Source organism: Zoogloea sp. LCSB751 (assembly GCF_002028455.1).
In the GTDB taxonomy this organism is placed as follows: Bacteria; Pseudomonadota; Gammaproteobacteria; order Burkholderiales; family Rhodocyclaceae; genus Zoogloea.
Genome location: NZ_MWUM01000268.1, coordinates 1 through 264, shown reverse-complemented (window position 1 = coordinate 264; position 264 = coordinate 1). Strand labels below are relative to the sequence as shown.

Here is a 264-nt window from a genome sequence, read left to right as displayed (position 1 = left end):
CAGCCCCACGCACGCGGCCTGCTCCATCAGCAACTGCTTGCGCACCCCGTGCATGGCCACCCGCTCGAACGCCTGATTCAGGGTGGTGAAGAGCCCCACCACCTCGATCGCCGGATCCTGGCGCAAGCGATGCAGGGCCCAGGCGCTGTCTTTTCCGCTGCTCCAGGAGAGCAGTACCTTTTTCTTCGTCATGACCTCTCCAATCCCTTGCCGCAAGGTGCTGCAAGACAGTGTTGCGAATTGTGCGATTTACTTCCTGGGATA

The 264-nt window shown here is 60.6% G+C and carries 1 pseudogene; it reads right to left on the bottom strand.

The features are described 5' to 3' along the window. Positions 1-192, bottom strand: a pseudogene (locus B4920_RS26605) (ATP-binding protein); the annotation flags it as partial. Between the last annotated feature and the right edge of the window lie 72 nt (positions 193-264).